Annotated in this window: 38 protein-coding genes and 3 tRNA genes; 36 read left to right on the top strand and 5 right to left on the bottom strand. The window is 21.5% G+C overall.

Annotation, left to right across the window (positions count from 1 at the left end; genetic code table 11):
• Positions 1-32 precede the first annotated feature (32 nt).
• The 27 genes from rplC to rplQ all read left to right on the top strand — a co-directional run bounded on the left by rplC (position 33) and on the right by rplQ (position 13377).
• Positions 33-668, top strand: a complete 636-nt coding sequence (gene rplC, locus GJT89_RS01355) for a 50S ribosomal protein L3 (protein WP_168894759.1) — start codon at positions 33-35, stop codon at positions 666-668.
• Between the two features lie 39 nt (positions 669-707).
• Complete coding sequence (gene rplD, locus GJT89_RS01350) at positions 708-1313, top strand: 50S ribosomal protein L4 (RefSeq protein WP_168894758.1); 606 nt, start codon at positions 708-710, stop codon at positions 1311-1313.
• Complete coding sequence (rplW, locus tag GJT89_RS01345; RefSeq protein WP_168894757.1) at positions 1310-1615, top strand: 50S ribosomal protein L23; 306 nt, start codon at positions 1310-1312, stop codon at positions 1613-1615. The genes rplD and rplW overlap by 4 nt, the downstream gene beginning before the upstream one ends.
• An 18-nt stretch (positions 1616-1633) precedes the next feature.
• Positions 1634-2455 carry a 50S ribosomal protein L2 gene (gene rplB, locus GJT89_RS01340; RefSeq protein WP_168894756.1) on the top strand — a complete coding sequence of 274 codons (822 nt, stop codon included), beginning with the start codon at positions 1634-1636 and terminating at the stop codon, positions 2453-2455.
• A 9-nt stretch (positions 2456-2464) separates the two neighbouring features.
• The gene (rpsS, locus tag GJT89_RS01335) at positions 2465-2752 is read left to right on the top strand and encodes a 30S ribosomal protein S19 (protein ID WP_168894755.1); all 288 of its coding nucleotides are present in this window, start codon (positions 2465-2467) and stop codon (positions 2750-2752) included.
• A gap of 37 nt (positions 2753-2789) precedes the next feature.
• The gene (rplV, locus tag GJT89_RS01330) at positions 2790-3125 is read left to right on the top strand and encodes a 50S ribosomal protein L22 (RefSeq protein ID WP_168894754.1); all 336 of its coding nucleotides are present in this window, start codon (positions 2790-2792) and stop codon (positions 3123-3125) included.
• 20 nt (positions 3126-3145) lie between these two features.
• Entirely contained in the window at positions 3146-3853 is a 708-nt protein-coding gene (gene rpsC / locus GJT89_RS01325; RefSeq protein WP_168894753.1) for a 30S ribosomal protein S3, read from the top strand.
• 19 nt (positions 3854-3872) lie between these two features.
• Positions 3873-4274, top strand: coding sequence for a 50S ribosomal protein L16 (gene rplP / locus GJT89_RS01320; RefSeq protein ID WP_168894752.1), 402 nt, complete (start codon positions 3873-3875; stop codon positions 4272-4274).
• Positions 4275-4282: 8 nt separating this feature from the next.
• Entirely contained in the window at positions 4283-4480 is a 198-nt protein-coding gene (gene rpmC, locus GJT89_RS01315) for a 50S ribosomal protein L29 (RefSeq protein ID WP_168894751.1), read from the top strand.
• Positions 4481-4484: 4 nt separating this feature from the next.
• Entirely contained in the window at positions 4485-4739 is a 255-nt protein-coding gene (rpsQ, locus tag GJT89_RS01310; protein ID WP_168894750.1) for a 30S ribosomal protein S17, read from the top strand.
• 91 nt (positions 4740-4830) lie between these two features.
• The gene (rplN, locus tag GJT89_RS01305) at positions 4831-5202 is read left to right on the top strand and encodes a 50S ribosomal protein L14 (RefSeq protein ID WP_168894749.1); all 372 of its coding nucleotides are present in this window, start codon (positions 4831-4833) and stop codon (positions 5200-5202) included.
• 18 nt (positions 5203-5220) lie between these two features.
• Positions 5221-5535 carry a 50S ribosomal protein L24 gene (gene rplX, locus GJT89_RS01300; RefSeq protein ID WP_168894748.1) on the top strand — a complete coding sequence of 105 codons (315 nt, stop codon included), beginning with the start codon at positions 5221-5223 and terminating at the stop codon, positions 5533-5535.
• Positions 5536-5553: 18 nt separating this feature from the next.
• On the top strand, positions 5554-6093 hold the full coding sequence (rplE, locus tag GJT89_RS01295; protein ID WP_168894747.1) for a 50S ribosomal protein L5: 540 nt from the start codon (positions 5554-5556) through the stop codon (positions 6091-6093).
• An 18-nt stretch (positions 6094-6111) separates the two neighbouring features.
• Entirely contained in the window at positions 6112-6417 is a 306-nt protein-coding gene (gene rpsN / locus GJT89_RS01290) for a 30S ribosomal protein S14 (protein WP_168894746.1), read from the top strand.
• Between the two features lie 32 nt (positions 6418-6449).
• Positions 6450-6842: a 30S ribosomal protein S8 gene (rpsH, locus tag GJT89_RS01285; protein WP_168894745.1), complete on the top strand. Its 393-nt coding sequence runs from the start codon at positions 6450-6452 to the stop codon at positions 6840-6842.
• Between the two features lie 18 nt (positions 6843-6860).
• Entirely contained in the window at positions 6861-7394 is a 534-nt protein-coding gene (gene rplF, locus GJT89_RS01280; protein WP_168894744.1) for a 50S ribosomal protein L6, read from the top strand.
• Between the two features lie 31 nt (positions 7395-7425).
• Positions 7426-7779, top strand: coding sequence for a 50S ribosomal protein L18 (gene rplR, locus GJT89_RS01275; RefSeq protein WP_168894743.1), 354 nt, complete (start codon positions 7426-7428; stop codon positions 7777-7779).
• A 24-nt stretch (positions 7780-7803) separates the two neighbouring features.
• Complete coding sequence (gene rpsE, locus GJT89_RS01270) at positions 7804-8334, top strand: 30S ribosomal protein S5 (RefSeq protein ID WP_168894742.1); 531 nt, start codon at positions 7804-7806, stop codon at positions 8332-8334.
• Positions 8318-8497, top strand: coding sequence for a 50S ribosomal protein L30 (gene rpmD / locus GJT89_RS01265; RefSeq protein ID WP_168894741.1), 180 nt, complete (start codon positions 8318-8320; stop codon positions 8495-8497). The genes rpsE and rpmD overlap by 17 nt, the downstream gene beginning before the upstream one ends.
• Position 8498: 1 nt before the next feature.
• The gene (gene rplO / locus GJT89_RS01260) at positions 8499-8927 is read left to right on the top strand and encodes a 50S ribosomal protein L15 (RefSeq protein ID WP_168894740.1); all 429 of its coding nucleotides are present in this window, start codon (positions 8499-8501) and stop codon (positions 8925-8927) included.
• Between the two features lie 7 nt (positions 8928-8934).
• The gene (gene secY, locus GJT89_RS01255) at positions 8935-10257 is read left to right on the top strand and encodes a preprotein translocase subunit SecY (protein ID WP_168894739.1); all 1323 of its coding nucleotides are present in this window, start codon (positions 8935-8937) and stop codon (positions 10255-10257) included.
• 40 nt (positions 10258-10297) lie between these two features.
• The gene (rpmJ, locus tag GJT89_RS01250; protein WP_168894914.1) at positions 10298-10414 is read left to right on the top strand and encodes a 50S ribosomal protein L36; all 117 of its coding nucleotides are present in this window, start codon (positions 10298-10300) and stop codon (positions 10412-10414) included.
• A 54-nt stretch (positions 10415-10468) separates the two neighbouring features.
• Complete coding sequence (rpsM, locus tag GJT89_RS01245) at positions 10469-10825, top strand: 30S ribosomal protein S13 (protein ID WP_168894738.1); 357 nt, start codon at positions 10469-10471, stop codon at positions 10823-10825.
• Between the two features lie 24 nt (positions 10826-10849).
• The gene (gene rpsK, locus GJT89_RS01240) at positions 10850-11239 is read left to right on the top strand and encodes a 30S ribosomal protein S11 (RefSeq protein WP_168894737.1); all 390 of its coding nucleotides are present in this window, start codon (positions 10850-10852) and stop codon (positions 11237-11239) included.
• 58 nt (positions 11240-11297) lie between these two features.
• Positions 11298-11918 carry a 30S ribosomal protein S4 gene (gene rpsD, locus GJT89_RS01235; RefSeq protein WP_168894736.1) on the top strand — a complete coding sequence of 207 codons (621 nt, stop codon included), beginning with the start codon at positions 11298-11300 and terminating at the stop codon, positions 11916-11918.
• 25 nt (positions 11919-11943) lie between these two features.
• On the top strand, positions 11944-12957 hold the full coding sequence (locus GJT89_RS01230; RefSeq protein WP_168894735.1) for a DNA-directed RNA polymerase subunit alpha: 1014 nt from the start codon (positions 11944-11946) through the stop codon (positions 12955-12957).
• Between the two features lie 33 nt (positions 12958-12990).
• On the top strand, positions 12991-13377 hold the full coding sequence (rplQ, locus tag GJT89_RS01225) for a 50S ribosomal protein L17 (RefSeq protein ID WP_168894734.1): 387 nt from the start codon (positions 12991-12993) through the stop codon (positions 13375-13377).
• Here the strand turns inward: rplQ and fmt are convergent.
• The gene (gene fmt, locus GJT89_RS01220) at positions 13370-14344 is read right to left on the bottom strand and encodes a methionyl-tRNA formyltransferase (protein WP_168894733.1); all 975 of its coding nucleotides are present in this window, start codon (positions 14342-14344) and stop codon (positions 13370-13372) included. The genes rplQ and fmt overlap by 8 nt on opposite strands.
• On the bottom strand, positions 14341-14877 hold the full coding sequence (gene def / locus GJT89_RS01215) for a peptide deformylase (RefSeq protein WP_168894732.1): 537 nt from the start codon (positions 14875-14877) through the stop codon (positions 14341-14343). The genes fmt and def overlap by 4 nt, the downstream gene beginning before the upstream one ends.
• A 125-nt stretch (positions 14878-15002) precedes the next feature.
• On the opposite strand from def, the gene tsaC reads away from it, so the two are divergent.
• The 3 genes from tsaC to GJT89_RS01200 are packed head-to-tail and all read left to right on the top strand — an operon-like array spanning position 15003 to position 17039.
• Entirely contained in the window at positions 15003-15560 is a 558-nt protein-coding gene (tsaC, locus tag GJT89_RS01210; protein ID WP_168894731.1) for an L-threonylcarbamoyladenylate synthase type 1 TsaC, read from the top strand.
• A 2-nt stretch (positions 15561-15562) separates the two neighbouring features.
• Complete coding sequence (aroE, locus tag GJT89_RS01205; RefSeq protein ID WP_168894730.1) at positions 15563-16390, top strand: shikimate dehydrogenase; 828 nt, start codon at positions 15563-15565, stop codon at positions 16388-16390.
• Positions 16391-16421: 31 nt separating this feature from the next.
• A complete protein-coding gene (locus GJT89_RS01200) occupies positions 16422-17039 on the top strand; it encodes a Fe-Mn family superoxide dismutase (RefSeq protein ID WP_168894729.1) in 618 nt (205 codons plus the stop codon).
• Positions 17040-17552: 513 nt separating this feature from the next.
• Here the strand turns inward: GJT89_RS01200 and dksA are convergent.
• Positions 17553-18005, bottom strand: a complete 453-nt coding sequence (gene dksA, locus GJT89_RS01195; protein ID WP_168894728.1) for an RNA polymerase-binding protein DksA — start codon at positions 18003-18005, stop codon at positions 17553-17555.
• Between the two features lie 467 nt (positions 18006-18472).
• Between dksA and trxA the strand changes: the two genes are divergently transcribed.
• From trxA to GJT89_RS01170, 5 genes are all read left to right on the top strand, one after another.
• A complete protein-coding gene (trxA, locus tag GJT89_RS01190; protein WP_168894727.1) occupies positions 18473-18799 on the top strand; it encodes a thioredoxin in 327 nt (108 codons plus the stop codon).
• Between the two features lie 222 nt (positions 18800-19021).
• Positions 19022-20281: a transcription termination factor Rho gene (gene rho / locus GJT89_RS01185; RefSeq protein WP_168894726.1), complete on the top strand. Its 1260-nt coding sequence runs from the start codon at positions 19022-19024 to the stop codon at positions 20279-20281.
• A gap of 88 nt (positions 20282-20369) precedes the next feature.
• Positions 20370-20443, top strand: a tRNA-Arg gene (locus tag GJT89_RS01180).
• A 66-nt stretch (positions 20444-20509) separates the two neighbouring features.
• A tRNA-His gene (locus tag GJT89_RS01175) sits at positions 20510-20582 on the top strand.
• A gap of 16 nt (positions 20583-20598) precedes the next feature.
• A tRNA-Pro gene (locus GJT89_RS01170) sits at positions 20599-20672 on the top strand.
• 15 nt (positions 20673-20687) lie between these two features.
• On the opposite strand, the gene ribB is transcribed toward GJT89_RS01170, so the two are convergent.
• On the bottom strand, positions 20688-21335 hold the full coding sequence (gene ribB, locus GJT89_RS01165; protein WP_168894725.1) for a 3,4-dihydroxy-2-butanone-4-phosphate synthase: 648 nt from the start codon (positions 21333-21335) through the stop codon (positions 20688-20690).
• A 220-nt stretch (positions 21336-21555) separates the two neighbouring features.
• Between ribB and GJT89_RS01160 the strand changes: the two genes are divergently transcribed.
• Positions 21556-22785 carry a multifunctional CCA addition/repair protein gene (locus GJT89_RS01160; RefSeq protein WP_168894724.1) on the top strand — a complete coding sequence of 410 codons (1230 nt, stop codon included), beginning with the start codon at positions 21556-21558 and terminating at the stop codon, positions 22783-22785.
• A gap of 11 nt (positions 22786-22796) precedes the next feature.
• On the opposite strand, the gene GJT89_RS01155 is transcribed toward GJT89_RS01160, so the two are convergent.
• The gene (locus tag GJT89_RS01155; protein WP_168894723.1) at positions 22797-23600 is read right to left on the bottom strand and encodes an undecaprenyl-diphosphate phosphatase; all 804 of its coding nucleotides are present in this window, start codon (positions 23598-23600) and stop codon (positions 22797-22799) included.
• Positions 23601-23620: the final 20 nt, after the last annotated feature.

The raw sequence follows: 23620 nt of genomic DNA, 5'->3' as shown, positions 1-23620 counted from the left end.
AATTTTTAAACATTATTTATGTGGAGTATATAATGATTGGATTAATTGGTAAAAAAATGGGTATGACTAGAATTTTTACTAATACTGGAATATCTATTCCAATAACTGTTATACAATTTGAAAATATTCGTATTACACAAATTAAAAATGTTTTAAATAATGGTTATAATGCTATACAAATGACAACAGGTTATAAAAAAACTAGTCGAATAAATAAATCTGAAATAGGACATTTTACAAAAGCTAAAACTGAAGCAGGATATATTTTATGGGAATATCGTATTTCTAATAATGATAAAAATAAATTTTATGTTGGACAAAAATTAAATATTGATATTTTTAAAAAAATAGTAAAAGTTGATATTACTGGTATTTCAAAAGGAAAAGGTTTTTCAGGTACTGTAAAAAGATGGAATTTTAAAACACAAGATGCTAGTCACGGTAACTCTTTATCACATAGAGTTCCAGGATCAATTGGTCAAAATCAAACTCCAGGAAAAGTATTTAAAGGTAAAAAAATGGCTGGACAATTAGGTAATAAAAAAATTACTATTCAAAATTTACATATTATTAAAATAAATTTAATAAAAAATTTAATGTTAATAAAAGGTGCTATACCTGGATATACAGGAAGTAATGTGATTGTAAAACCAGCAATTAAAGTTTAAATTTATATAAATAAAATATTATATTATTAGGTAATAATAATGGAGATTATAACAAGAGATACAAAAGATGTAGTTATAATTTCAGATAAAATTTTTAATAGAAATTATAATAAATCATTAATACATCAGATAATAGAATCTTATAGAACAATAGGAAGACAAGGAACAAAAGCTCAAAAAACAAGAGGAGAAGTAATAGGTTCTGGAAAAAAACCATGGAGACAAAAAGGAACTGGTAAAGCAAGAGCTGGTTCTGTAAAAAGTCCAATTTGGCGTTCAGGTGGAATAACTTTTGCTTCAAAAAATAAAATATATAATAAAAAAATTAATAAAAAAATGTTTCGTGGTGCATTAAAAAGTATTTTTTCAGAATTAATTAGAAAAAAAAGATTAATTTTAGTAAAAGAATTTATAATAGATAAACCAAAAACTAAAATATTAATTAAAAAATTAAAAGAATATTTGTCAAATAAAATAATGATTATTACAACATTTATTGATAAAAATTTATTTTTAGCATCTCGTAATTTATATAATATAAAAATAAAAAATTCAATTAATATAAATCCTCTTTATTTAATAAATTCAAATAAAATAATTGTGACTGTTAATGCTATTAAACATATAGAAGAGATATTATCATGATTTTAAAAGAATATGATTTTAAAATTATAAAAGGTCCACATTTTTCTGAAAAATCTTCTTTTATTTCTGAAAAAAATAATGTTTTAATTATAAAAGTTTCTAAAAAAGCAACAAAAATAGATATTAAAAAAGTAATAAAAAGGATATTTAATGTTGATATTAAAAATATTAATACCTTAATTGTAAAAGGTAAACTTAAAAAGAATAAAAAATATACTTATAAACGTAATGATTGGAAAAAAGCATATATATTACTAGAAAAAAATCAGAATATTGATTTTAATATAAATAAAAATTTATAAGGATTAAATTAATAAAATATGACAATTAAAAAATATAAACCTACTTCCCCTGGAAGACGTCATATGATTAAAGTTGTTAATAATTATTTATATAAAGGTAAACCATTATTTTCTCAAATAGCAAAAAAAAATAAATCAAATGGTAGAAATAATTATGGTCGCATAACAACTCGTCATATTGGTGGAGGACATAAAAAATTATATCGTATTATAGATTTTAAAAGAAATAAAGATAATATTTCTGCTATAGTTGAAAGAATTGAATATGATCCTAATCGTTCAGCTCATATTGCACTAATTAAATATAAAGATGGAGTAAGAAACTATATTTTATCTCCTAAAAATTTAAAAATTGGAGATATTGTTAAATCAGGGAAAAATGCTAGTATAAAAATTGGTAATACATTACCAATGAATAATATTCCAGTAGGCTCTATTTTACATAATGTTGAGATGAAACCTGGTAAAGGTGGCCAAATGGCTAGAGCAGCTGGAACATATGTACAATTAATAGCTAAAGAAAAATTATATATAACTTTAAGATTAAAATCAGGAGAAATTCGTAAAATACAATCTAATTGTCGAGCAACATTAGGTGAGATTGGTAATAATGAACATATGTTAAAATCTTTTGGTAAAGCAGGAGCTAAACGTTGGAAAGGAATCAGACCTACTGTTAGAGGTACAGCTATGAATCCCATAGATCATCCTCATGGAGGAGGAGAAGGTAAAAATTTTGGAAAACATCCTGTAACTCCGTGGGGAATACAGACTAAAGGTAAGAAAACAAGAAAGAATAAAAGAACAGATAAATATATTATTAAACATCGTAATAAGTAAAGGATAAATATGCCTCGTTCTTTAAAAAAAGGTCCTTTTATTGATCAACATTTATTAAAAAAAGTTAAAAAAGCAATAAAAAATAAAGACAAAAAACCATTACGTACTTGGTCTAGACGTTCTACTATATTTCCAAATATGATAGGATTAACTATTGCTGTACATAATGGTAAACAACATATTCCAGTATATATTTCTGAAGAAATGGTTGGTCATAAATTAGGTGAATTTTCACCAACACGTACATACAGAGGACATACTGCTGATAAAAAAATTACAAAAACTTCAAAAAAATAAATATTTATTTTAAATATTTATTTAATTAAGGGAAAAAATGGAAATTTTAGCAAAACATAAATATGCACATTCTTCTGCACAAAAATTAAGATTAATAGCTAATTTAATTAGAGGGAAAAAAATATCTGAAGCTTTAGATATTGTAAATTTTTCTAATAAGAAATCTTCTTTTTTAATTAAAAAAGTATTAAATTCGGCTATAGCAAATGCTGAACATAATTATGGATTAGATATTGATAATTTAATTGTATCAAAAATTTTTATAGATTTAGGAACAAATATGAAACGTATTATGCCACGTGCTAAAGGACGTTCTGATCGAATTTTAAAATATACAAGTCATATTACTATTATATTATCAGATCATATATAATTGATTGGAGAAATATTTAAATGGGACAAAAAACACATCCAAATGGATTAAGATTAGGTATTATAAAAATATGGAATTCTATTTGGTTTGCAAATACAAAAGATTATGCTAATTATTTACATAGTGATTTTAAAGTTAGAAAATTTTTAAATAAAAAATTAGTAAAAGCTTCTGTATCAAAAATTATAATAGAAAGACCATCTAAAAGTATTAGAATTAATATTTATACAGCACGTCCTGGTATAGTTATTGGTAAAAAAGGTGAAGATGTTGAAAAACTTAGAAAAAATATATCTAAAATAACTGGAGTACCAGCACAAATTAATATAACAGAAATAAGAAAACCAGAATTAGAAGCTAAATTAATTGCTAATATTATATCTTCACAATTAGAAAAAAGAGTAATGTTTAGAAGAGCAATGAAAAGAGCAGTACAAAATGCGATGCGACTAGGAGCTAAAGGAGTTAAAGTAGAAGTAAGTGGTCGTTTAGGAGGTACTGAAATTGCAAGAACAGAATGGTATAGAGAAGGAAGGGTTCCTTTACATACTTTAAGAGCAGATATAGATTATAGTTTATCAGAAGCTAATACTACCTATGGTATAATAGGTGTTAAAGTTTGGATTTTTAAAGGAGAAATTTTAAAAAATTCTTCACAAGAAACATCAATTTTCACAAAACCTATTATTAATCCTTATAGAACTCAACGTAATAAAAGACGTAAATAAGAAAAGAGGTTTTTATATAATGTTACAACCAAAACGTACTAAATTTAGAAAAATGCAAAAAGGAAGGAATAGGGGTGTTGTTATAGGTATGAATATTAATTTTGGAATTTATGGATTAAAAGCTGTTAATAGAGGTAGAATTACTTCAAAACAAATAGAATCAGCAAGAAGAGCAATTAGTCATGCAGTTAAAAGACAAGGAAAAATATGGATAAGAATTTTCCCAGATAAACCTATAACAGAAAAACCTCTAGAAGTTAGAATGGGTAAAGGTAAAGGTAATGTAGAATATTGGGTTGCCTTAGTACAACCAGGAAGAATGTTATATGAAATTGATGGAGTATCAGAAATTGTAGCTCGTAAAGCATTTAAATTAGGTTCTGCAAAATTACCTATACAAACAATTTTTTTAAAAAAATAAAAATACATATGAAAACAAATGATATTTTAAAAAAAAATAATAAAGAATTAAAAAATGAATTATTAAGTTTATCAAGAGAACAATTTAATTTAAAAATACAACTAAATTCAGGAAATTTAAAACAAAGTCATTTATTAAAAAAATCAAGAAAAAATATTGCAAGAATAAAAACAATTTTAATGCAAAGAAAAATAAAAAGATTATAATATTATGAAAAAAACAATAAAAATTTTAAAAGGAAAAGTAAAAAGTAATAAAATGCAAAAATCAATTGTAGTAAACATTATAAGATTAATAAAACATCCAATTTATGGTAAATTTATTAATCGTACTACAAAATTACATGTTCACGATGAAAAAAATATATGTAATGTTGGAGATGTTGTTGAAATTAAAGAATGCCGTCCTTTATCAAAAACTAAATCTTGGATTTTAGTTAATATCATAAAAAAATCATTAATTTAATTATTTAATCCTTTAAATAATAATAATAATAAATATTTATTTATAAAGTTATTTTAAAAATATATGAACAATAATATATAAAGATAATCATATGATACAAGAACATACAATATTAAATGTTGCAGATAATTCTGGAGCTCGTAGTGTAATGTGTATTAAAGTATTAGGAGGATCACGTCGTCGGTATGCTAATATTGGTGATATTATTAAAATTACTGTAAAAGATGCCATTCCTAGAGGAAAAGTAAAAAAAGGAGATGTATTAAAAGCAGTAGTAGTAAGAACTAAAAAAGGAATAAGACGTATCGATGATTCTATAATACGATTTGATAATAACTCATGTGTTTTACTAAATGATAGTAATGAACAATTAATTGGAACAAGAATTTTTGGTCCTATTACTAGGGAATTAAGAAATGAAAAATTTATGAAAATTATTTCATTAGCCCCCGAAGTAATTTAAAAAAAGAGATATAAATTTATGATACGTAAGTTACGTTATAATGATTTAGTAATTATTTTAACAGGTAAAGATAAAGGTAAAAAAGGAAAAATTAAATCTTTTATAAAAAAAAAATTAGTAATAGTTGAAGGAATAAATATTGTTAAAAAACATAGTAAACCTAATCCAACAATATCACATACGGGAGGAATTATTGAGAAAGAAGCAGCTGTTCATATTTCTAATATTGCTATTTTTAATACAGAAACAATAAAAGCTGATCGTATAGGTATTCGGTATGATAAAGGAATAAAAAGAAGATTTTTTAAATCAAATAATAAATATATTAAATAAATTAAGGATAATTATTATATGTCTAAATTATATAATTATTATAAAAATAATATAGTAGAAAAACTAATATTAAATTTTAAATATAATTCTATTATGCAAGTTCCTTGTATAAAAAAAATTACTTTAAATATGGGAGTGGGTAAAGTTATTTTAGATAAAAAACATTTAGATAATGCTATTAATGATTTAACAGTTATTAGTGGACAAAAACCTATAGTAACTAAATCACATAAATCAATATCTGGTTTTAAAATAAGAAAAGGATATCCTATAGGGTGTAAAGTAACTTTAAGAAAACAAAGAATGTGGTATTTTTTTGAACGTTTATTATGGATAGCAATTCCTAGAATTAGAGATTTTAGAGGTTTATCTAAAAAATCTTTTGATAAAAATGGTAATTATAATATAGGTATAAAAGAACAAATAATTTTTCCAGAAATTAACTTTGATAAAATCGATTATATTCGAGGTTTAGATATTGCAATAACAACTAATAAAATATCAATTCAAGAAAGTTATACTTTATTTAAAGAATTTAATTTCCCATTTAGAATATAAAATAAAAAGGAAAATAAAATGACTAAAGAATCCGTTAAAGCACGTGAATTAAAACGTATTAAATTAGGAAAGAAATTTTTTTTAAAAAGGAAAAAATTAAAGAAAATTATTTCTGATATTAATACTCCAGATAAATTACGTTGGGATGCTATTTTTAAATTACAATCTTTCCCTAGAGATTCTAGTATTTCTAGACAAAGAAACAGATGTAAATTAACTGGTAGACCACACGCTTTTTTAAGAAAATTTGGTTTAAGTAGAATTAAATTTAGAGAGGCAGCTATGAGAGGAGATATTCCAGGATTAAAAAAAGCTAGTTGGTAATTTATTATAAATTAATATAGGATAATATCAATATGAGTATGCAATCACCAATTGCAGATATGTTAACAAGAATTCGTAATGGACAATTATCACATAAATCTAAGATAATTATGCAATATTCGAAAATAAAAAAATCTATTGCGAATATTTTAAAAATTGAAGGATATATAGAAAATTTTAATTTAATAAAAAATAAAAATTTAAAATTAGAAATAAATTTAAAATATTTTAAAGGTAAAGGAGTAATAGAAAAAATACATTGTGTTAGTCGTCCGGGATTAAGAATTTATAAAAAAAAAATTTTTTTACCTAAAGTAATGGCAGGTTTAGGTATTGCTATTATATCTACATCTAAAGGAATAATGACTGATTATACAGCACGTCTTTATGGAATAGGTGGTGAAATAATATGTTATGTATCCTAAAAAAAGGTATATACAATAATGTCTAGAATAGCTAAAAAATTCATTATTATTCCTAATAATGTAAAAATTTTTATAGAAAAACAAAATATAAATATAAAAGGTAAAAATGGATCATTAAAAAATACTTTTAATAAAAAAGTGAAAATATTTTTAAAAAAAAATCAATTATCATTTGAACCAATATCTAAATGTAAAAATGGTTGGGCACAAGCAGGTACTACTCGGTCTATTATTAATTCAATGATTATTGGAGTAACAAAAGGATTTTCTAAAAAATTAATACTATTTGGAGTAGGTTATAAAATTTCAATTAAAAATAATAAATTAAATTTAGCATTAGGATTTTCACATTTGATATTTTATAATTTACCTAAAGGAATTATAGGAGAATGTTTAAATCCAAATGAAATAATATTAAAAGGATTAGATAAACAATTATTAGGACAAGTTGCAGCTGATATAAGATCTTATCGTCCTCCTGAACCATATAAAGGTAAAGGTATTAGATATAGTGATGAAAAAATTAAAATAAAAGAAACTAAAAAAAAATAAGATTCAATTAAGGTTATTTAAAATAAATATTATGAATAATAAGAAAATTAATCGTATACGGAGAATAACTAAATTTCGTAAAAATTTACAAAAATTTAAAATAACACGTTTATCAATACATCGTACTTCTCGACATATATATGCACAAATAATTTCAATAAATAATAAAATTTTAGTAACAGCATCAACCTTAGAATTAAAAATAAGAAAAAAACTAAAATATACTGGAAATATAGAAGCTGCTATTTTAATAGGAAATAAAATAGCTAGTAGATCTATTAAAAAAGGTATTTTAAATATATCTTTTGATCGTTCAGGATTTAAATATCATGGACGTATTAAAGCTTTAGCTGAAGCAGCTCGTAATACAGGTTTAAAATTTTAACATTTATATTAAAAGAAAAAATTTATGAATATCTATGATAATAAAAATCAAAATAGTGAATTAAAAGAAAAATTAATTTCTGTTAATAGAGTATCTAAAACTGTAAAAGGAGGACGAATATTTTCTTTTACAGCTTTAACTGTAGTAGGTAATGGAAAAGGTAAAATTGGATTTGGTTATGGAAAATCTAAAGAAGTACCTAATGCAATACAAAAAGCTATGGAAAAAGCTAAAAAAAATATGATTAATATCATTATTAAAAATAATACAGTACAATATCCGATTTATGGTTATCATACTGGTTCTTTTGTATTTATGCAACCAGCCTATGAAGGTACTGGTATTATTGCTGGTGGTGCCATGAGAGCTGTACTAGAAGTTGCAGGAATATATAATATTTTAGCAAAATCATATGGTTCAACAAATCCAATAAATGTTGTAAGAGCAACTATAAAAGGATTATCTAGTATAAGATCATTAAAAATGATAGCAGCAAAAAGAAATAAAACTATAGAAGAAATAAAAAGGAATATGAAAAGTGTTAAAAAATATTAAGATTACACAAATTAAAAGTTCTATAGGTAGATTACCTAAGCATAAAGCAATTTTAATTAGTTTAGGATTAAAACATATTGGACATACTGTTATAAAAAAAAATACACCTAATATTTTAGGAATGATTAAAAAAATTTCTTATATGATAAAGGTTAATAACTAACATGTATTTAAATACTTTGTTTTTTAAAATCAAAAATAATAAAAAGAGATTAGGACGTGGAATTGGTTCTGGTAAAGGGAAGACAAGTGGTAGAGGTCATAAAGGACAAAAATCTCGTTCTGGTTGTCATCTTAATAGATCTTTTGAAGGAGGACAAATGCCATTATATCGTAGATTACCTAAATTTGGATTTAAATCAAGAAAAAAAGCTTATTATAAAGAAATTAGATTAAGTGATTTATCAAAGATAAATGGTGATTATATAGATTTAAATATTCTAAAATCAGCTAAAATTATAAAGAAAAAAATTAAATATGTAAAAATTATTAATAAAGGAAATATTAATTCATCAAAAAAAATAATTAAATTACGTTGTACAAAAAGTGTTAAAATGATTATTAAAAAATTAGGTGGTATAATTGAGGAATAAATAATAAATGATTAAGTCATTTAACCAATTAAATTTTCAAAGTACTAAAAATAGATTCCATGAATTAAAACAAAGATTATTATTTTTAATAAGTTCTTTAATTATTTTTCGTATAGGTTCTTTTATACCTATACCAGGAATTAATGTTAATCTTTTACATACATTAATTATTAAAAAACATGGTTCTATAATTGACATGTTGAATATGTTTTCTGGTGGTGCTCTTAGCAGAGCTTCTATTTTTGCATTAGGAATTATGCCCTACATTTCTGCATCTATTATTATACAAATTTTAACATCTATTCATCCTACTTTTATCACTCTTAAAAAAGAAGGAGAATCTGGTAAAAAAAAAATTAATAAATATACTAAGTATACTACATTAATTTTATCTATTATACAAGCAATAGGTATTACTACAGGACTATTACATATACCAGGTATGAAAAATTTAGTTTTAAATCCTGATATATATTATTTTATTATTTCTATTTTTAGTCTCATTACTGGTACTACATTTTTAATGTGGCTAGGAAGACAAATTACAAAAAAAGGTATTGGTAATGGAGTCTCCATTATTATTGTTATTGGTATAATTTCTGGATTACCTTCTGCTGTAGGGCAAATAATAAAACAAATTCAACAAGGAAATTTCAATTTTTTTACAATTTTAATTTTATTATTTTTAATATTTTTTATCACTTTATTTGTTGTTTTTATAGAAGGAGGACAAAGAAAAATAGTTGTACAATACGCAAGAAGAAATTACGAAAAAAAAATATATACACAACAAAATATTCATTTACCATTAAAAATTAACATGTCAGGAGTTATTCCTGCAATTTTTTCTTCTAGTATTATATTATTTATTTCTACTATATTTTCATGGTTTAGTAATATAACTAGTTTAAACTGGTTACATAATATTTCTATATCTTTACAACCTAGACAACCAATATATATTATGTTGTATATATCAACAATTATATTTTTTTGTTTTTTTTATACTATTTTAGTTTTTAATCCTAAAGAAACAGCTAATAATTTAAAAAAATCAGGTGCCTATATTCCTGGTATTCGTCCGGGAGAACAAACAGCTAAATATATAAAAAAAATAATTATGAGATTAACATTTACTGGAAGTTTATATATTACTTTTATTTGCTTAATTCCTGAATTTTTACGTAATATCATTAATGTTCCATTTTATTTTAGTGGAACATCATTACTTATAGTTGTAGTTGTAATTATAGATTTTATTTCACAAATTCAAACATTAATTATGTCTAATCAATATGAATCTATACTCAAAAAAATTAACTTAAAATAATCATATTTAAAATATATATTTTTTGGAGAAATATAATATAATGAAAGTTCGTGCTTCTGTAAGAAAATTATGTCGTAATTGTAAAATTATTCGTAGAAATAGAAAAATATATATATATTGTAGTACTGATCCTAAACATAAACAACGTCAAGGATAATATATTTTTTCATTTATTAAAAATATTTTTTAAAATTATATTAAAGGATTTTAAATGGTTCGTATAGCTGGAATTAATATTCCTGATAATAAACGTACAATAATAGCATTAAAATATATTTATGGTATAGGTACATCTCATTCTTCTTATATATGTAAAAAAATTAATATTTCTCAAAATACCAAAATTAATGAACTTTCAAAAGAAAAAATAAATTTATTACGTAATATTATATCTAAATTTATAATAGAAGGAGATTTAAGAAGAAATATTAATTTAAATATTAAAAGATTAATAGATTTAGGTTGTTATCGTGGTTTACGTCATAAAAAAGGATTACCTGTTAGAGGACAACGTACTAAAACAAATGCTCATACTAGAAAAAAATTGTATAAATACTTTAAAAAATAATATTTAAATTTAGGTACAAATATAATGAAAAAAAAATCTTTAAATTTAAAAAAAAAACTTAAAAAACAAGTTATAGATGGTATTGCTCATATACATGCTTCTTTTAACAATACTATTGTTACAATAACAGATCGTCAAGGTAATTCTTTAGGTTGTGCAACAGCAGGAGGATCAGGGTTTCGAGGATCTCGTAAATCTACTCCATTTGCAGCTCAAATAGCAGCAGAAAAATGTGCGGAAATTGTTAGAAGTTATGGAATTAAAAATTTAGAAGTGATGGTTAAAGGTCCTGGACCTGGTAGAGAATCTACTATTAGAGCTTTAAATAATTCAGGTTTTAAAATAACAAATATTACTGATATTACTCCTATTCCACATAATGGATGCAGGCCTCCTAAAAAAAGAAGAGTATAAATAAAATATATTATTTTAAAATACTATTAAGATTAAAATATAAAAAGGTATTAATATAATGGCTAAATATTTAGGACCTAAATTAAAATTATGTCGTAGAGAAGGTACAGATTTATTTTTAAAATCAAATGTACGTGCTATTGATACAAAATGTAAATTAGAACAGTTACCTGGACAACATGGTTTTAAAAAAAATAGATTATCTGATTATGGTATTCAATTAAGAGAAAAACAAAAATTACGTAGATTATATGGTATTCTAGAACGTCAATTTCATAATTATTATAAAAAAGCATCACGTATAAAAGGAAATACAGGATTTAATTTATTATTTTTATTAGAAAAAAGATTAGATAATATTGTTTATAGAATGGGTTTTGGAGTTACAAGAGCAGAATCTCGTCAATTAATTTCTCATAAATCTATTCAAGTTAATAATCATATTGTAAATATAGCCTCTTATCAATTATCTTTAAATGATCAAATATCAATATGTGAAAAATCTAAGAAGCAGTTAAGAATTATTGCGTCAATTGATTTATATAAACAAAGAGAAAAAACTAATTGGTTAGAGGTAGATCATCGTAAAATGACAGGAATATTTAAAAAAATTCCAGAACGTTCTGATTTTCCTGCAGATATTAATGAACATTTAATTATTGAATTATATTCAAAATAATATTTAAAATAAAGAGAGTGTATAAATGGAACAAAGTTCTGTAACAGAATTTTTAAAACCTCGTTTAGTAAATATAAAAAAAATTAATGATTTTACTATGCAAGTAACATTAGAACCTTTAGAACGAGGTTTTGGACATACATTAGGAAATGCATTAAGACGTATTTTATTATCTTCACTTCCAGGTTATGCAGCAACAGAAGTAGAAATAGAAGGAATATTACATGAATATAGTATAAAAGAAGGTATTCAAGAAGATATTATTGAAATTTTATTAAATATAAAAAAATTAGCTATAAAAATTAAAAATAATAAAAAAAAGATAATTTTACAGTTAAATAAATCAGGAATTGGTATAGTTAAAGCTTCAGATATTGATCATGGTAATGAAGTACAAATTATCAATCCAGAACATATTATTTGTCATATTACTAATATAAATACGTCAATAAATATGAAAATTAAGCTAGAATTAGGAAGAGGATATGTAGCTGCACATACAAGAATAAATAATGATAATATTATTAAAAAAAATCCTAAAATAGGTAGATTATTATTAGATGCATCATATAGTCCCATTAAAAGAATAAAATATAATGTAGAAGCAGCAAGAGTAAAACAAAGAACAGATTTAGATAAATTAATTATAGAAATGGAAACTAATGGAACAATAGATCCAGAACAAGCAATTAGAAAAGCAGCTACTATTTTAGCTGAACAATTAGAATCATTTGTAAATTTACGTGATATAAAACAAGAAAAAGAAATTAAAGAAGAAAAACCAGAATTTGATCCTATTTTATTACGTTCAGTTGATGATTTAGAATTAACTGTTCGTTCTGCAAATTGTTTAAAGACAGAAATGATACATTTAATAGGTGATTTAGTACAACGTACTGAAGTAGAATTATTAAAAACTCCTAATTTAGGAAAAAAATCTTTAACAGAAATAAAAGACATATTAGCTTCTCGAGGTTTATCATTAGGAATGAGATTAGAAAATTGGCCTCCAATAATAAAAAATAATAAAAAAATTTAATAATTCATAAAATTTTAAAAAAGGAAAATAGTAATGCGTCATCGTAAAATAGGTCGTCATTTTAATAGAAGTAATACTCATCGTAATTTAATGTTTTATAATATGATAAATTCATTAATTTGTAATGAAATTATTAAAACTACCTTAATAAAAGCAAAAGAACTTAGAACTATAATTGAACCAATAATTACTATTGCTAAACATAATAGTATTTCTAATAAAAGATTATTACGTTCTAAATTAAATAATAAAAAAAATATTTTAAAATTATTTAATATTATTGGACCTCAATTTAAAAATAGATTAGGTGGTTATACACGTATTATAAAATGTGGATTTCGTATTGGTGATAAAGCACCTATGGCTTATATAGAATTAATAGGAAGAAAAATAATTATAAAAAATAATAAAATTAAGTAATTATATTATTTTTTACAAAAATATTTTTATATTTATTAAAATTTAGAAAATTTTGAATATTCATTTGTTTTTTACCACTAGGTTGAATAATTTGAATATTTAAAATACCATTAATAGTATTTATTTTTATTCCATATTGATTTACTGATAAAATAGTTCCTGGTTTTTTTTTATCATTATTACTAAAATTAGTAATTACTTCTGCTTGCCATACTTTAAATCTATAATTTTGTATAATAAAATATGTTCCTGGTTTAGGATTAAATGCACGAATCATGCACTCCAGTTTTTTAGCTGGTAAATACCAATTTAATTTACATTCTATTTTAGAGATTTTTTTTGCATATGTAGGTTTTATCATATTTATATTTTGAGATTTAAATTTTATTTTTTCTCCTTTTTTAATTTTATTTAAAATTAATAAAAGACCTTGTAATCCTAATACAGCTAATTTTTTATACAAAGATCCATATGTATCATATAATAAAATATTATATTCTATTTGATAAATTATATCTCCTTGATCTAAAAAATTATTCATTTTTATTATACTAATACCTGTTTTTAAATCATTTTCTAATAAAGCTCTTTGTATTGGTGCTGCTCCTCTCCATCTAGGTAATAATGAGGCATGTATATTAATACAAAATAATTTAGGAATATTTAAAATATGATTAGGTATTAATAGACCATAATCTATTACTATAATTAAATCACATTTATAATTTATAATTTTATTAATTAATATAGTAGAATTTAGAGATTTAGGTTGTAAAATATTAATTTTATATTTTATTGCTAATTTTTTTACAGCATTAAAAGTTAATTTATGTCCCCTATTAGCATGAGTATCTGGTTTAGTAATAATACAAGATATTGTTATATATGTATTATTTATTAAACCTTTTAAATGATATGAAGCAAAATTTGAAGTACCTACAAAAATAATTTTTATTTTTTTTTTCATTTTATGTAATTATGTTTTTTTAAAAATATTATTTTTTTATTTAATTTATACATTTTATCATAAATTCTTTGAAATTTTAAATTTGATAAATAATCAATAAATAAAATTCCATTTAAATGATCAATTTCGTGTTGTACACAAAAAGATAATAAGTTACTTATTTCTAATTCAAAATTTTCATTCATTAAATTTTTTGCTTTAATTTTTATTTTTTTATATCTTAAAATAGAATATTTTTGTTTAAGAGGTATAGAAAGACAACCTTCTTTACTTTTAATTTTTAATTTATTAAATTTTATTATTTCAGGATTAATAAGAATAATAGGATTATTTTTGTTTATAGATATATCAATTACTATTATTCTTTTGTTTATTCCTAATTGAGTAGCTGCTAATCCAATACCATTATAAAAATACATTGTTTTTAACATATTTTTTCCTAATAATTTAATATCATTATTTATATTTTTAATATATTTAGCTTTCATACGTAATTTATTATTAGGAAAATATAATAATTTCATTATAGACATAATTAAAATTTTTTTTATAAAACATTAATTTTTATAATATAACAGAAAATTTTTTAAAAATTAAAAATATATATATTTTTAATATATAATTCATTTATAAATTTATCAAATTTTTTATAAAAATTATGAATATAAATATATTTATTAATGCATTAAAAATGGGTAAAATTATAGCATATCCTACTGAGTCTGTATTTGGATTAGGATGTGATCCTGATAATAGAAAAGCAGTATATAAATTATTAAAAATTAAAAAACGTAGTATTAAAAAAGGATTAATTTTAGTTGCTTCAAAATATACTCAATTATTAAAATATATAAATGAAAAAAAAATTATTCAAAATCAAAAAAAAAAAATTTTATCTACTTGGCCTGGAATGATTACATGGATTATGCCTATTTCAAATAATACACCTTATTGGTTAATCGGAAATTTTAATACTATAGCTGTACGTGTAACTAATCATTATATTATAAAAAAATTATGTGATTATTTTGGTAAACCAATAGTTTCTACTAGTGCAAATATTTCAGGAATGATGCCGTGTAAAACTTTTAAAGAAGTAATAAAATATTTTAATAAAAAAAATAATATTTTAGTTATAAAGGGTAAAACAGGTGGATATTTAAAACCTTCTGAAATTAGAGATAGTTTTACAAACTTAATTATTCGTAAAGGATAAATATGAAAAGGTTTGCAGTATTTGGTAATCCTATAAAACATAGTAAATCACCAATTATACATAAATTATTTGCTAAGCAAACAGGTATATTACAAAAATATACAAAAATTTGTGTTCCAATAGATAATTTTCATGAAAAATTATTAAATTTTTTTAAAAATGGAGGTAATGGAGCTAATATAACAATACCTTTTAAAAAAAAAGCATATAAATTATGTAATACATTTACTGAAAGAGCTAAATATTCTGGAGTAGTAAATACAATAAAAATAATGAAATCTCAAGAAATTTTAGGTGATAATACTGATGGTATCGGTTTATTACAAGATTTAAAAAATTTAAAATTTATTCATCCTAAAAGTAAAATATTATTAATAGGTGCTGGTGGGGCTGCTCAAGGTATTATATATTCACTAATTAAATTCGGTTGTAATATAACAATTATTAATCGTACCTATCAAAATGCTAAAAATATTATAAAATATTTTCATAATATAAAAAATCTTAATTGTATAGAATTACAACATTTTTCTAAGAATTTACATAATCAATTACAATATAATTTAATTATAAATGCTACATCTAGTAGTCTGAAAGGAAATATTCCTAATATTTCTCCTTTAATTATTAAATCAAATATTTTTTATTATGATCTTTTTTACGATATTTCTCTTACACCATTTCTAAAATGGTGTCGTTTCCATGGAGCAAAAAAAATATCAGATGGAATTGGAATGTTAATTGAACAAGCAGCATATTCATTTTATTTATGGCATGGTATTATGCCAAATACTAAAATAATTATTCAAAAATTTAAAAAAATTTATTAATATTAATTAATTTCTTTGTAAGAGGCCTGATATGAATTATCAATTACCAAAATTATCATATAAATATTCAGATTTAGAACCTTTTTTTGATACTAAAACAATGGAAATACATCATACTAAACATCATCAAAATTATATAAATGCTACTAACTTAATACTTGAAAAAAATAATATTAAAAATATTAAAATTAATGAATTATTATTAAAATTAGATAATTTATCTATTTCTTCTAAACAAAAAAAATTATTACGTAATAATGCAGGAGGACATGCTAATCATAGTTTTTTTTGGAAAATTTTAAAAAAAGATACAAAACCTAATAAAATAATTTTAAATATTTTAAAAGATAATTTTTCTAATTTAGAAAATTTTAAAAAAATTTTTGAAAAAAAAGCTTTAAATTTTTTCGGATCAGGATGGATTTGGTTAGTTAAAAAAAATAATTTATTAAAAATAATAACTACAAAAAATCAAGATAATCCAATAATGAACCAAATAAATAATAAATCATTAGAATATCCAATAATAGGATTAGATTTATGGGAACATGCTTATTATTTAAAATATCAAAATCAAAGATTTTTATATCTTAAATCTTTTTGGCATGTTTTAAATTGGGATAAAGTATTATCTTTATTTTTAAAATAAAAAATATAAAATGTACTTTTTTTTAAAAAAAGTACATTTTAAAAAATTTAATAATATTATTAATAATTTATATTATTAAAAAAAATTATATATATAAATTAAAATTAAAAATATATATAAAATTTATTAAAAATAAATATATAAATTATTCATATTAATTATATATAATAATAATTATCAAAATAATTATTATATGTAGTATATTGTTTTTCTTACTGTTAGTTATTATTATTAATAATAAATACTGAATAAAATAAAATTTTAAAATAATAATTATTTTCTTTATTTTTTGTTTATACATTCAATATATTATTTAATTTTTAAAATTATATTTTTAAAAATAATTTTTTTTACTAATTTAGTTTATTATTATGATTTTAATATTTTTATATTATAATTTTATTATAAATTTCTAAAATATATTATGTATATAATATACATAATATTATTATTTTGTATATATTAAATTTTTGATTTAATATAAAACAAAAGTATTTATTTTAGATAAAAAAATTATTTAATAATTTGTTTCGCACGAATTTCTGCTAAAGTTTTACAATCAATACATAAATTTGCTGTAGGATGAGCTTCTAATCTTTTTATCCCGATTTCTACTTCACAACAATCACAATATCCAAAATTTTTTGTATCAAATTTTTTTAAAGTTTTTTCTATTTTTTTAATTAATTTTCTTTCTCTATCTTTATTACGTAGTAATAAATTAAATTCTTCTTCTTGAGCAGCTCTATCTATAATATCAGGAAAATTAGATGCTTTATTTTGAATATAAGATATTGTATTATTAATTTTACTATTTATTTTATTTCTCCATGAGAGTAATATTTTTTTAAAATGTAATAATTGTTTTTTATTCATATATCTTTCTTTAGCTTTTAACTTGTATGGAGATACTCCAGCTATAGATAAAATATTCAAAGAAGATAAAAAATTTTTATTTTTTTTCATTAATACTCCAATCTGAAATTATTTATTTAATATAAAAATTTTTAAATTTATTTAATAAAATTTTTTTAAAAAAAATAATAAATATTAATTTATATTTTTTATATCCATATAATTATTTTTTACTATTTATTTAAAGAAAAAATTATATAAAATATATAAAATTTTTTCAGAAATAATTTTTATAAAATAAAAAAAATATTGTACACTATTTTATTCTAAATTTAAATATTTTTAGTATATTCAAAATTTTATTTATTATATTGTAATAATCTAAACATTAATATACAATAACAATTAAATATTTTAATAGAAAATTAATTATTAAAATTTTTGAAATAATTTATTTTAAATATTAAATTATTTTTAAAAATAAAAATATTCTAAAAATATTTATACTTAAGTAATTTTTTAAAATTATTAAAACACATAATTTTATAATTATTTAATTTATAATAGGATATACATTTATGAAAGATAATGATATAATAAATTTAACTGATCAAAGTTTTAAAATAAAAATAAAAGAAAATAATTTAGTTTTAGTTGATTTTTGGGCAGATTGGTGTAATCCATGTAAAATATTTTCTCAAATATTAGAACAATTATTTCATAAATATGAAAATATAATTTTTACTAAATTAAATGTTGAAAAATATCAAAGTATAGCTGAGCAGTATAATATTCGTAGTATACCAACAATTATATTATTTAAAAATGGAAAAATTATAGATAAAATTATTGGATCAATTGATAAGATACAATTGGAAAGTTTTTTAAATAAAAATTTAAAATAATAAAATTTTATTTTTTAAAAAAGAATTTTTTCTTTGGAGGAAATAAGTATTTTATGAAAATTTTTTCTAAAAAATTACAAAAGTGATTTAATTATTTTATAAAAAGAATAATGTATTTATTATTTTTAGTTAATATACGTATATTGAATATAATTATGATTATATTCTGTATTTATTCTATAAAACATTCAAGAATTATTCAAAGTTTAAGACCTCACCATTATGAATCTTACCGAATTAAAAAATAAACCCATATCTGAATTAATAGATTTAGGTGAAAGTATTTATCTAGAAAACTTAGCTAGAATGCGAAAACAAGATATTATTTTTACTATATTAAAACAACATTCCAAAAGTGGTGAAGATATTTTTGGTGATGGAGTATTAGAAATATTACAAGATGGATTTGGATTTTTACGTTCTTCTGATAGTTCTTATTTAGCAGGACCAGATGATATATATGTTTCTCCAAGTCAAATTAGACGTTTTAACTTACGTACAGGAGATACTATTTCAGGAAAAATAAGACCACCTAAAGATGGAGAAAGGTATTTTGCTTTATTAAAAGTAAATCAAGTAAATTTTGATAAACCAGAAAATGCTAGGAGTAAAATTCTTTTTGAAAATTTAACACCTTTACATGCTAATTTACGATTAAGTATGGAAAGAGGAAATGGTTCAACAGAAGACTTAACAGCTCGTGTATTAGATTTAGCTTCTCCGATTGGTAGAGGACAAAGAGGTTTAATAGTAGCTCCTCCAAAAGCAGGGAAAACTATGTTATTACAAAATATTGCACAAAGTATAGCTTATAATCATCCAGATTGTGTATTAATAGTTTTACTTATTGATGAACGTCCAGAAGAAGTTACTGAAATGCAAAAATTAGTTAAAGGAGAAGTTATTGCTTCAACTTTTGATGAACCTCCATCTAGACATGTACAAGTATCAGAAATGGTTATTGAAAAAGCAAAAAGATTAGTGGAACATAAAAAAGACGTAATTATTTTATTAGATTCCATGACACGTTTAGCTAGAGCATATAATACTGTTGCACCTGCATCAGGAAAAGTTTTAACAGGAGGTGTTGATGCTAATGCATTACATCGTCCTAAACGTTTTTTTGGAGCAGCAAGAAATGTTGAAGAAGGTGGAAGTTTAACAATTATTGCAACAGCATTAATTGATACTGGATCAAAAATGGATGATGTTATTTATGAAGAATTCAAAGGAACAGGTAATATGGAATTACATTTATCACGTAAAATAGCAGAAAAAAGAGTTTTCCCTGCTATAGATTATAATAGATCAGGAACAAGAAAAGAAGAATTATTAAGTTCACAAGAAGAACTTCAAAGAATGTGGATTTTAAGAAAAATAATTCATCCAATGAATGAAATTGATGCAATGGAATTTTTAATAAATAAATTATCAATGACAAAAACTAATAATGATTTTTTTGATATGATGAAAAGATCTTAATATTATAATATTTTTTTATAAAAAGATCATTTTTTAATAAAAAAGTTCTAGACATTAAAGAAATCTGTTTGTAATATTAAATAATGTTGCACCCGTAGCTCAGTAGGATAGAGTACTGTTTTCCGAAAACAGAGGTCTCAGGTTCAATTCCTGTCGGGTGTAAAAATAATAAAATATATTATTAATATAATATATGATTAAAATTATATCTTAAAAAGATAATAATTGGTGGTTATAACTCAGATGGTAGAGTACTGGATTGTGATTCTAGTTGTCATGGGTTCGATTCCCATTAACCACCCAAAAATATATTATGACGGCGAGTAGCGCAGTTTGGTAGCGCAACTGGTTTGGGACCAGTGGGTCGGAGGTTCAAATCCTCTCTCGCCGATTAAAATAATTTATTTTAAATAAAAATATTATTTTTAATAATATATTTTTTTATATCATTTATAGTAATAACTATCATTTTATTCTTTTTTGCAAAAGATATTATATCTAATATTTTTGCCATAGAACCATCTTTATTAGTTAATTCACATAATACTCCTACTGGTTTTAATTTTGCAATTTTTAATAGGTCAATTGTTGCTTCAGTATGTCCTTTTCTTTTAAAAATACCACCTTGTATTGCTCTTAAAGGAAAAACATGACCCGGACTATTTAAATCTTGAGGTATTGCATTATCAGCAATAGCAGTTTTAATAGTTGTAAATCTATCTTTTGCAGATACTCCAGTAGTAATACCATAAGCTGCTTCAATAGTAATTGTAAAACCTGTTTTATATATGCTTGTATTTTTTTTTACCATCATAGGTAATTTTAATTTTTTACGTAAAGATTCTGTTATACATAAACAAACAATACCACTTCCATATCTAATTGAAAAAGCTATTTGAGAAATAGAAATATTTTCTGCTGAAAATACTATGTCACCTTCATTTTCTCTATTTTCATCATCTATAATTAAAAGACCATTTTTATTTTTTAAAGAAAAAATAGCGTTTTTAATACGATTTTCAGTATTACCAAATTCTATATCAAGTATTTTCATAAAAATATTTTTATATTATAATTTAATAATATTGTATATTAAAAAAACTTAATTAATTTTATTTATCTGAAAAAATTATTTAAAAAATATTTTAAAATTATATTTTTATATTAAAAGTTTAATTCCTAATAATTAGGATATTATTTATAATAAATGTTTTTTTGAAATAAAATATAAGTATAAAAACATAAATATAACTTTATTATTAAGGAGTATTAAATTGAAAATATATTTAGTTGGTGGAGCTGTACGTGATCATCTTTTAAATATAAAAGTTACAGATAAAGATTGGGTAGTTGTTGGTTCAAATATAAAATTAATGTTAAAATTAGGTTTTAAGTTAGTAGGAAAAGATTTTCCAGTATTTTTACATCCTAAAACTCATGAAGAATATGCTTTAGCTAGAACAGAACGTAAAATGGGTCATGGATATAAAGGATTTATATATCATGCTTCTTCAAAAATTACCCTTAAAGAAGATTTATTACGTAGAGATTTAACTATTAATTCTATTGCACAAGATAAATTAGGAAATTTTTATGATCCATATAATGGTATAAAAGATATTAAAAATCGTTTATTAAGACATGTTTCAAATTCTTTTAAAGATGATCCATTAAGAGTATTAAGAGTAGCTAGATTTGCTGCTAAATTAAAACATTTAAATTTTCGTATTCATAATAGTACATTAGAATTAATGAAAATTATGAGTAATTCAGGTGAGTTATCTTATTTAAAACCAGAAAGAATATGGAAAGAAACATATATTGCATTACAATCTATACATCCTCATATATTTTTTCAAATATTAAAAAAATGTAATGCTTTAGCTATAATTTTCCCTGAAATAAATAAATTATACGGAGTTCCTGCACCATTTAAATGGCATCCAGAAATAGATACTGGTATACATACTATGCTTACATTAAATGTAATTTCAAAATTAACATCTAAAGTATCAACAAGATTTGCGGCATTATGTCATGATTTAGGTAAAAGTTTAACTCCTAAAAAAATATTACCTAGACATCCTGGACATGGTAAAGCTGGTATACCATTAATTAAAAAATTATGTAAAAAATTAAAAATTCCTAATAATATTAAAAATTTATCTATTTTAGCAGCACAAATACATGATATTATACATAATATAAAAAATCAAAAACCAAAAGATATATTAAATATATATAATATGATTGATGCTTGGAGAAAACCATATAGAGTGAAACAAATTGCACTAATTAGTGAAGCTGATGCTAGAGGAAGAGCAACATTAGAAAAAATGGAATATTTACAAGGTAAATATTTTATTAATATGTATGAATATATTTCTAAAATAAATATAAAAAATATAATTAAAAAAAATAATTTAAAAGGAAATGATATTAATAAAAAAATTCAAGAAGAAAGATTAAAATTATTAAAATTATATTTAATAAATAAAAATTAATAAAATTTTATTTAAAAGAAATTTAATAATATTAATATTAAAAATAAACGATATAATATAAACCATTTTAAAGAAAAAATATTTATAATATATATGAATATTTTTATAACAATTAAACTAGTAATAAAAGAAATAATGAATCCTAAAAAAAATATTTGTATGTTATTTATATTTATTATTAAATAATGTTTATATAATTCTAATAAATTTGCGCCTAGTACAACTGGAATAGATATGATAAAACAAAATTCTGTTGCAATGATACGTTTTAATCCTAATAATAAACTAATTGATAAAGTTGCTCCAAGTCGTGAAATTCCTGGGAATAAAGCTAAAATTTGAAAACATCCAATAAAAAAACTATTACTATATGTAATATTATTAATATTACTAATTATATTTTTTTTTAATTTTATTTTTTCTGCATAATATAATAATATTCCACCAAAAAATAATCCATATATAATATTTGGAACATTCATTATTATTTTTATTTTATAATAAAAAATTATACCAATAATTATTACTGGTAAAGTAGTAATTATAATATGTAATAAATTTATTTTTTTTCTATATAGAAAATTAAATTTAATAGTATTTAATATAATTTTTAGAATTTTATACCTAAAAAATAAAAAAATAGCTAATGTAGAACCTAATTGTATAATTATTTCAAATAATTGAATATTACTATCATCTATTATATTTAATAATTTAGAAAAAATAAAAATATGTGAACTTGAAGATATTGGTAAAAATTCAGTTAATCCTTGTATTATACTTAATAATATAATAGAAAAATAGTTTATAAACATTATCAACTCAATTTAAAATT

It is taken from the genome of Enterobacteriaceae endosymbiont of Donacia versicolorea (assembly GCF_012570965.1).
In the GTDB taxonomy this organism is placed as follows: Bacteria; Pseudomonadota; Gammaproteobacteria; order Enterobacterales; family Enterobacteriaceae.
The sequence above is the reverse complement of the archived record's forward strand: the minus strand, read 5'-3'. Positions and strand labels throughout refer to the sequence as shown.